This window comes from Bradyrhizobium sp. (genome assembly GCF_019244115.1).
Taxonomy (GTDB): domain Bacteria; phylum Pseudomonadota; class Alphaproteobacteria; order Rhizobiales; family Xanthobacteraceae; genus Bradyrhizobium.
Map to the genome: position 1 here is coordinate 1 of NZ_JAFATE010000063.1, position 8919 is coordinate 8919.

General features: G+C 64.1%; 9 protein-coding genes. 7 read left to right on the plus strand and 2 right to left on the minus strand.

Annotated features, from left to right (window positions below; translation table 11 throughout):
• Together JOZ76_RS02910 and JOZ76_RS02915 are read right to left on the minus strand one after the other, a co-directional pair.
• Positions 1-576: FAD-binding oxidoreductase (locus tag JOZ76_RS02910; RefSeq protein WP_291697127.1), on the minus strand; the 576-nt coding region annotated here is incomplete at its 3' end.
• Positions 577-714: 138 nt separating this feature from the next.
• Complete coding sequence (locus JOZ76_RS02915; RefSeq protein ID WP_291697128.1) at positions 715-1455, minus strand: GntR family transcriptional regulator; 741 nt, start codon at positions 1453-1455, stop codon at positions 715-717.
• 133 nt (positions 1456-1588) lie between these two features.
• Here JOZ76_RS02915 and JOZ76_RS02920 point away from each other — a divergent pair, with 133 nt between their 5' ends.
• From JOZ76_RS02920 to JOZ76_RS02950, 7 genes are all read left to right on the plus strand, one after another.
• On the plus strand, positions 1589-2788 hold the full coding sequence (locus JOZ76_RS02920; protein ID WP_291697129.1) for a pyridoxal-phosphate-dependent aminotransferase family protein: 1200 nt from the start codon (positions 1589-1591) through the stop codon (positions 2786-2788).
• Positions 2789-3013: 225 nt separating this feature from the next.
• Positions 3014-4300 carry an MFS transporter gene (locus JOZ76_RS02925; RefSeq protein WP_291697130.1) on the plus strand — a complete coding sequence of 429 codons (1287 nt, stop codon included), beginning with the start codon at positions 3014-3016 and terminating at the stop codon, positions 4298-4300.
• A 141-nt stretch (positions 4301-4441) separates the two neighbouring features.
• Complete coding sequence (locus JOZ76_RS02930) at positions 4442-5641, plus strand: pyridoxal-phosphate-dependent aminotransferase family protein (protein ID WP_291697131.1); 1200 nt, start codon at positions 4442-4444, stop codon at positions 5639-5641.
• 29 nt (positions 5642-5670) lie between these two features.
• Positions 5671-6468: an enoyl-CoA hydratase/isomerase family protein gene (locus JOZ76_RS02935; protein ID WP_291697132.1), complete on the plus strand. Its 798-nt coding sequence runs from the start codon at positions 5671-5673 to the stop codon at positions 6466-6468.
• A 156-nt stretch (positions 6469-6624) separates the two neighbouring features.
• Positions 6625-7608 carry a Bug family tripartite tricarboxylate transporter substrate binding protein gene (locus tag JOZ76_RS02940; RefSeq protein WP_291697133.1) on the plus strand — a complete coding sequence of 328 codons (984 nt, stop codon included), beginning with the start codon at positions 6625-6627 and terminating at the stop codon, positions 7606-7608.
• Positions 7609-7747: 139 nt separating this feature from the next.
• Positions 7748-8290 (plus strand): tripartite tricarboxylate transporter TctB family protein, encoded by a 543-nt coding sequence (locus JOZ76_RS02945; protein WP_291697134.1) that lies wholly within the window; start codon positions 7748-7750, stop codon positions 8288-8290.
• A 233-nt stretch (positions 8291-8523) separates the two neighbouring features.
• Positions 8524-8919, plus strand: a 396-nt coding sequence (locus tag JOZ76_RS02950; protein ID WP_291697135.1) for a tripartite tricarboxylate transporter permease, incomplete at its 3' end; no start/stop codon positions are given.

Consider the following 8919-nt stretch of genomic DNA (forward strand, 5'->3'; position numbering starts at 1 on the left):
GGCGCTGGCCTCGGGCACGCCCGCAAGCTCGCGCGATACTTCGCCGAAATGCAGCTCCCTGCCGTCGGCGAGTGCGGCCTCCATCGACAGCGTGTTGTCGCGCATCGTGCCGTAGCGCAGGCTGCGCCCGCCGCAGGAATTGTTGCCCGCCATGCCGCCGATGGTGGCGCGCGAGGCGGTGGAAACGTCAACGGGAAACCACAGGCTGTGTTTCCTGAGCTGGCGATTGAGATCGTCGAGCACGATGCCCGGCTCGACCACGCAGCAGCGGTTTTCGACGTCGAGCGAGATCAGCCGGTTCACATGCTTGGAGAGATCGATGACGAGGCCGTCATTGACGGTCTGGCCGCATTGCGAGGTGCTGCCGCCGCGCGGGGTGACGATGCGCCCCTCCTCGCGCGCGAGCTCGAGGGCGTGCAGCGCCTCACTGGCGGTGCGCGGCACCACGATGCCGGCCGGCATCACCTGATAAAAGGAGGCGTCGGTGGCGTAGAGGCCGCGGCTAAAACTGTCGAACAGCACCTCTCCCGTGATGTTGGCCCGCAGGCGGCGTTCGAGGGTCGACGTGCTCGTCATTTCAAATCCAGACGGTCCAATTGCGTTTGCTCCGCCTCTCCCTCTGCGAGAAGCGACCCGTGTCCAGCTACTGGAGCGCAACCTAATCTCATCGCGTTTTGGGATGCAATCGTTTTCCAAATGACGCGAATAATGAGTTCATAACTGGCTTGGCGGCGTCATGATCTCAGCCGGCGCGCCCATCTGTTCCACGGCCGCTGTGCGCTTGTTGCGCAGATGGTGGAACAGGATGTCGGCGAGTTCGCTCGCCGCCCGCCGCCGCAGCGCATCCAGGATCATTTCATGCTCGCGCATCGCCTCCGCCCAGCGCGCCCGCTTGCGCGCGAAATTGGCGGAATAACGCACCCGGCGGATCCGTCCAGCGAAGGTGGCGTAGGTGGCGCGCAGGGTCTCGTTGCGCGAGGCCGCGACGATCCGCTCATGGATGCGCTGGTTGATCAGGAAGTAGTTGTGCATGTCGCTGCGCAGGTAGAAGCCGTACATCTCGTAATGCAGCCGCTCGATCTCGGCGATCTCGGCATCGCTGACGTTCTCGCAGGCGAGCCGCCCGGCCAGGCTCTCCAGCCCGCCCATCACGTCGAACAGTTCTTCGATGTCGCGCTCGGACAGCGCGCGCACGCGCGCGCCGCGGTTCGGCAACAACTCGATCAGCCCTTCGGCGGCGAGCACCTTGAGCGCCTCGCGCAGCGGCGTGCGAGAAATGCCGAACAACTCGCAGAGCTGCCGTTCTGGAACGCGGCCGCCATCGGGAATGTTGCCCTCGACGACATGATCGCGCAGCCGGATGAGGATTTCGCCGTGCAGCGACGCCTCGGCCGCGCGACCGCCGTCACCGCCGCCGCCGATCGGCTCTCCAGTTTCGAGAATCGTCGATTTCATGCCGAGAAGGTTAGTTGGGAGGCTTGAGGCCGTCGATCAACCAATTTGTATTTAAGAAATGGATTGATTACCACAAAAATGAATGCAAAAATTGGTAGCCCGATAGGACAACGTCGGCGAGTCGGAGGCCAGCATGCAGCACGGACGGCATTTTCTGCAAATTCCGGGGCCGAGCCCGGTGCCCGACCGCGTGCTCCGCGCCATGGACATGCCGGTGATCGACCACCGCAGCGCCGAGTTCGGCGAACTCGGGCGCACGGTGCTGGAGGGCAGCCAGAAGATTTTCCAGACCTCAGGCCCCGTCATCATCTTCCCGTCGTCCGGCACCGGCGCCTGGGAGGCCGCGATCGTCAACACGCTGTCGCCAGGTGATCTGGTCCTGATGGTCGAGACCGGGCACTTTGCGACACTCTGGCACAACATGGCCAAGCGCTGGGGCGTCGATGTCGAGTTCATTCCCGGCGACTGGCGGCGTGGGGCGGATCCCGCAGCGATCGAGCAACGGCTCGCCCAGGATACGTCGCATGCGGTCAAGGCCGTGATGGTCGTCCACAACGAGACCTCGACCGGGGCGACCAGCCGCATCGGCGAGATCCGCACCGCCATGGACCGCGCCAAACATCCGGCGCTGCTGATGGTCGACACCATCTCCTCGCTTGGCTCGGCCGACTATCGCCACGACGAGTGGAAGGTCGACGTCAGCATCTCCTGCTCGCAGAAGGGTTTCATGCTGCCGCCGGGGCTCGGCTTCAACGCGATCTCCGAGAAGGCGCGTGCGGCGTCGAAGACCAACAAGATGCCGCGCTCCTATTGGGACTGGGAGGAGATGCTGAAGCCGAACGCAAAGGGCTTCTTCCCCTACACGCCGGCCACAAATCTGCTGTATGGCCTGCGCGAGGCGATCGCGATGCTGCTGGAAGAGGGCCTGCCGAACGTGTTCGCGCGACATCAGCGGCTCGCCGCGGCAACCCGCGCCGCGGTGAACCATTGGGGCCTGGAAGTGCTGTGCCAGGAACCGAAAGATTTTTCGCCGGTCCTGACGGCGGTCTTGATGCCACCGGGCTATGACGCCGATGAATTCCGAAAAATCGTGCTCGAGAACTACAACATGTCGCTGGGCTCGGGCCTGTCGAAGGTCGCCGGAAAAGTGTTCCGCATCGGCCATCTCGGCGAATGCAACGAACTGACGCTGCTGGCGGCGCTGACCGGCGTCGAGATGGGGCTGTCGGTCGCCGGCGTGCCGCACCGCGCCGGCGGCGTCGACGTCGCGATGAAAGCCCTCGAGCAGCGCCATCAGGGCAATTCGCCGCTGCTGAAAGTGGTGGGGCATTAGGAGCGTCGCTGTTGAATGAAATGTTGTCGGCGCGAGTTTCGGTTCACCTCTCTCCGCTTGGCTGGTGATGCCGAGGTGATGCGCCAGCCGGGGGGGCGGCCACGAGGGTCGTCCCTACGAGGTCGGCATGGCGTGGGGCGCCCCTCGTGGGCGCCCTGCACGCAGCGAAGAACATTGGATGAGGCTGCGTGCCTCGAGAACATACAATTGGGGCCGGGAGTGAAGATGAGATTGCGGTTCAAGGCCACGCATGTGGTGCTGGCGATGCTGTGCGTGATGTATTTCATCACCTATATCGACCGGGTGAACGTCGGCACGGCGGCAAGTGAGATCCAGAAGGAGCTTCACCTCACCAACACCCAGCTCGGCCTGGTATTCTCGGCCTTTGCTTACCCATATCTCCTGTTCCAGGTGATCGGCGGCTGGGTCGGCGATCATTTCGGGCCGCGCAAGACGCTGTTCTGGTGCGGCATGATCTGGGCCGCGGCGACGATCGCGACCGGCTTCGTCGCAGATCTCGCCACGCTGTTCATCGCGCGCTTCGCGCTCGGCTTCGGCGAGGGCGCGACGTTTCCGACCGCGACGCGCGCGATGCAGTACTGGACGCCGGCGACGAGCCGCGGCTTTGCGCAGGGGCTCACCCACGCCTTCGCACGGCTCGGCAATGCGGTAACCCCGCCGATGGTGGCCGCGCTGATGCTGTGGCTGACCTGGCGCGGCGCCTTCGTCGCGCTCGGCCTCGTCAGCCTGATCTGGGGCATCATCTGGGTCTGGTATTTCCGCAACGAACCGAAGGACCATTCGGCGATAACAGCGGAAGAGCTTGCGGCGCTGCCGCCGCGCCCCGCCGGCGGCCGGCCGCAAGTGCCGTGGGGGCCGCTGCTCCGCCGGATGTGGCCGGTGACGCTGACCTATTTCTGCTATGGCTGGACGCTGTGGCTCTACCTGAACTGGCTGCCGCTGTTCTTCAAGAACAGTTACAGCCTCGACATCAAGAACTCGGCGCTGTTCGCCTCTGGCGTGTTCTTTGCCGGCGTGATCGGCGACAGTCTTGGCGGCATCCTGTCCGACGCCATCCTCAAGCGCACCGGCAATGTCCGCCTCGCGCGGTTGTCGGTCACGGTGCTCGGCTTTGCCGGCGCGCTCGCCTCGCTGTTCCCGATCCTGTTCACACGCGACATCACGTTCGTCGCGGCGTGTCTGTCAGCCGGCTTCTTCTTCGCCGAACTGGTTATCGGCCCGATGTGGTCGGTGCCGATGGACATTGCCGCAAAATATTCCGGCACGGCCGCCGGACTCATGAACACCGGCTCGGCGCTGGCGGCGATCGTCTCGCCGCTGGTCGCCGGCTTTGTCATCGACATGACCGGCAACTGGTACCTGCCGTTCCTGATGTCCATGGGGCTTTTGGCGGTCGGCCTTGTCTCGGCTTTCCTGATGCGGCCGGAGAGGCCATTCGAGGACAGGGAACCAGCGGTTCTGCCCGCCGGAAAAGTGGTCGCGGCCGAGTAGCCTCCGAGAGGATTTGGCAGGAAAACCCTAGTCTTAGGCGTTGACGCGAACCATCCGGCGGGGGACAAGCCCGACGGATCGTGATATCTGGACCGCCCGCGGACCGACAGCCGCGAAGCCTAAAAGACCGGGAAGGACGCCATGACGCTGCATACGGGACGGCATTTTCTGCAGATTCCAGGACCGACCAACATCCCCGACCGGGTGTTGCGCGCCATGGACATGCCGGGTCTTGATCATCGCGGTCCGGAGTTCGCCGAGCTCGGTTTTGCCGTGCTGGAGGGCATGCAGCGGATGTTTCGGACCACCCAGCCGGTGATCATCTATCCGTCCTCGGGCACTGGCGCCTGGGAGGCCGCGATCGTCAACACGCTCGCGCCCGGCGACAAGGTGATCATGGCCGAGACCGGGCAGTTCGCCGTGCTGTGGCGCGGCATTGCGGAAAAATTCAAGCTCGACGTCGACTTCATCCCGGGCGACTGGCGCCGCGGCGCCGATCTCGCCGCCATCGAGGCGCGGCTTGCCGCCGACAAGGCCCACGCCATCAAGGCGGTCATGGTCGTGCACAACGAGACCTCGACCGGCTGCGTCACGTTCCCGCTCGAAGTCCGCAAGATCATGGATGGCGCAAAACATCCAGCGCTTTTGATGGTCGACACCATCTCCGGCCTCGGCTCGCTGGAGTACGAGCACGATGCCTGGGGCATCGATGTCTCGGTCGCGGGCTCGCAGAAGGGATTGATGCTGCCGCCGGGGCTCGGCTTCAATGCGGTGTCGGAAAAGGCGCTCGAGGTCGCGAGGAAGAATCCGGGCCTGCGCTCGTATTGGGAATGGCAGGACGTCATCGCCTTCAACAAGCTCGGCACCTTCCCCTATACGCCGGCCTGCAACCTGCTCTATGGCCTGCGCGAAGCGATCAAGATGCTGGAAGAGGAGGGGCTCGAAAACGTCTTCACCCGCCACAAGCGCCACTCGGCGGCGACGCGGGCCGCGATGAAGGTCTGGGGCCTGGAGACCCAGTGCCAGGATCCGCATGCGCATTCGCCGGCGCTGACCGGCGTCGTGGTGCCCGAGGGGCACGATGCCGACCATCTGCGCAAGATCGTGCTGGAGACTTTTGACATGTCGCTCGGCACGGGCCTGAACAAGATCAAGGGCCGGGTGTTTCGCATCGGCCATATCGGTCATTTCAACGATCTGATGCTGATGGGCACCCTGGCCGGCGTCGAGATGGGGCTCGATCTCGCAAAGGTGCCGCATCGCGCCGGCGGCGTGCTCGCCGCGATGGATGTGCTGAAGGGTCGGGATGTTGTCGCGATGCCGAAAGCCGCCGTGGCGTAACGCCACGCCCAAAACAAGAAAGTGCTGTCATGAATGTCCAGGCAAACCCAGGCGATGATCTGCTCTATTCCGTCGAGGATGGAGTCGCGCGGATCACCTTCAACCGGCCGCAGGCGCGCAATGCACTGACGTTTGCGATGTACGAACGCATGGCCGCGATCTGCGAGGAGATCAACGCCGACCGCTCGATCAAGGCGCTGATCCTGACCGGCGCCGGCGACAAGGCGTTTGCCTCGGGCACCGACATCTCCCAGTTTCGTGCATTCAAGACCGCGCAGGATGCGCTGGACTATGAGGCACGGATCGACCGCGTGCTCGGCACGCTGGAGCAGTGCCGGGTGCCTGTCATCGCCGCGATCGCCGGCGCCTGCACGGGCGGCGGCGCCGGCATCGCCGCCTGCTGCGACATCCGCGTCGGCACCGAAGCGACGCGCATCGGCTTTCCGATCGCGCGCACCCTCGGCAACTGCCTGTCGATGTCCAACATCTCGCGCCTGGTCTCGCTGGTCGGCCCGGCGCGGACCAAGGACCTGATCTTCAAGGCGCGGCTCGTCGAGGCGCCGGAGGCGCTGGCGCTCGGGCTTTTGAATGAAGTCGTGCCGGATGTGGAGACGCTGCAGCGCCGCGCCACCGAGACCGCGCAGCTCGTCGCCGGCCACGCACCGATCACGCTCGAGGTGACGAAAGAGGCGGTGCGCCGCATCCGCCGGACGCTGTCGCGCGAGGAGGGCGAGGACCTGATCCTGCGCGCCTATATGAGCGGGGATTTCCGCGAGGGCATGGACGCCTTCCTGAGCAAGCGGTCGCCGAACTTCAAGGGCAAATAGGCCCGGCGTTCAGCGCGACGTTTCGCCTCTGCTCCCATGCCAAAGTCATAGCCGGCCTCCCGGGCCGCCGGCTTGCGCTCGTCGCCACAACCTGAGCATTCTACGGTAAACCAAGACCGTCTCCGGCGGACGCCGGCGACTCGTGGGACGACAGATATGGGCAAGATCAACGCTGCGGCTGCACTCGCGGCCGTGCTTTTGAGCACGCCGGCGCTGGCCGGGTGGGAACCGACAAAACCGGTCGAGATCGTGGTCGCAGCGGGGGCCGGCGGCGCCTCCGACCAGATGGCGCGGATGATGCAGGCCGCGATCCAGAAGAACAGTCTGATGAAGCAGCCGATGGTGGTATCGCTGAAAGGCGGCGCCTCCGGTGCGGAAGCGCTGATGTACATGAAGTCCAGCGAGGGCGATCCGAACAAGATCCTGATCGCCTATTCGCTGATCTACATGCTGCCGCTGTCGGCCAAGATTCCGTTCAACTGGCGCGACCTGACGCCGGTCTCGGTGATCGCGCTGGACCAGTTCGTGCTGTGGGACAATGCCTCCGGCCCCAAGACGGTGAAGGAGTTCATCGAGGCGGCCAAAACCGCATCCTCGCCGTTCAAAATGGGCGGCACTGGCTCGAAACGCGAAGACAACGTGCTCACCGTGTTCATCGAGCAGAAGACCGGCGCAAGATTCCTCTATCTGCCCTACAAGTCCGGCGGCGAGGCGGCGACGCAGCTGGTCGGCAATCACACCGAGTCCAACGTCAACAACCCCAGCGAAAATCTCGAGGTCTGGCGGGCGGGGCAGGTGAACCCGCTCTGCGTGTTCGACAGGGAGCGCATCTCCTATACGTCCAAGGTGACCGAGACGCAGTCCTGGCACGACATCCCGACCTGCAAGGAGGAAGGCCTCGACGTGCAGTATCTGATGCTGCGTGCCATGTTCCTGCCGGGCAAGGTGACGCCTGAGCAGCAGGCGTTCTATGTCGACCTGTTTCAGAAGGTGACGCAGACGGCGGAATACAAGGACTACATGGAAAAACAGGCGCTGAAGCCGATCTTCCTGACCGGCAGCGACATGCTGAAATTTCTGGAAGAGGATGATGCGCTGAACACCGAGCTGATGACGAAGGCCGGCTTCGTGGCGAAGTAGGAGTGCGCTGGATCATCCGCGAAAGCGGATGATCCAGTACGCCGAGGCCGTCGTTATTCTCTCGAACTCTCTGCAATACTGGATGCGCTTTCGCGGGGATGACCAAAGGACTGCCTGCGCGAACTGCCCAGAGAAAACGATGTCCGACACCGAGATTGAAATTGCCGTCGACGATCCCACCGCGCCGGAGGCGGACTCGCCGGCGGTCACCAGCAATCGCACCGTCGAGGTCATCGTCTTGCTGCTGCTGCTCGCGCTTGCGGTGACGCTCGGCTACGACAATTTTCGCACCGGCATCGGCTGGGACTCAACGGGACCGCAGGCGGGCTATTTTCCGTTCTATTTGTCGGTGATCCTCGCCGCCGCCTCGCTCTATGGCCTTGCCGCCGCATTTTTTTCGCGCAAGGAGACCAGCAAGGTCTTCGTCACCCGCGCGCAGGCCCGCCGCGTCATGGCTGTGTTCGTGCCGACCTTCCTGTTCTGTCTGGCCACGCAGTTCCTGGGGCTCTATGTCGCGAGCTTTCTGTTGATCGCCGCCTTCATGCGCCTTGTGGGCAAAATCGCGCTGTGGAAATCGCTGCTGACCGCCTTCGTGTTCACGGCCGCGATGTTCGTGACGTTCGACATTGCCTTTGACGTCATCATGCCGAAGGGGCCGCTCGAAGCGGCCTTCGGGTATTAGCACATGCTGAGATCAAACTCGAGCCGCATCGGCGGTGAACTCCCTCTCCCCGCTTGCGGGGCGAGGGTTGGGGTGAGGGGGAGTCTCCAAGAGCGCGGTCGTGGAGAGTCCCCCTCACCCACATCGCTAAAGCGATGCGACCTCTCCCCGCAAGCGGGGAGAGGTGACATTGAAGTCGCGGATGGAGGCTCTCAACCACGACGCTTCACGCCAGCACCGAGTGCGAGATAGAGATGGAAGCGTTCGGTCTGCTGCTTCACGGCTTTGCGGTGCTTCTGACCTGGAAGACGCTCGCGCTCATGATGGTCGGGCTCGTGCTCGGCATCTTCGTCGGCGTCTTGCCGGGGCTCGGCGGGCCGAACGGGGTTGCGATCCTGTTGCCGCTCACGTTCACGATGGATCCGACCTCGGCGATTGTGATGCTGTCCTGCATCTATTGGGGTGCGCTGTTCGGCGGCGCCATCACCTCGATCCTGTTCAACATCCCCGGCGAGGCCTGGTCGGTCGCGACCACCTTCGACGGCTACCCGATGGCGCAGCAGGGCAGGGCGGCGGAAGCGCTGACGGCGGCATTCACGTCCTCCTTCATCGGCTCGCTGGTCGCGGTGCTCTTGATCACCTTCCTTGCG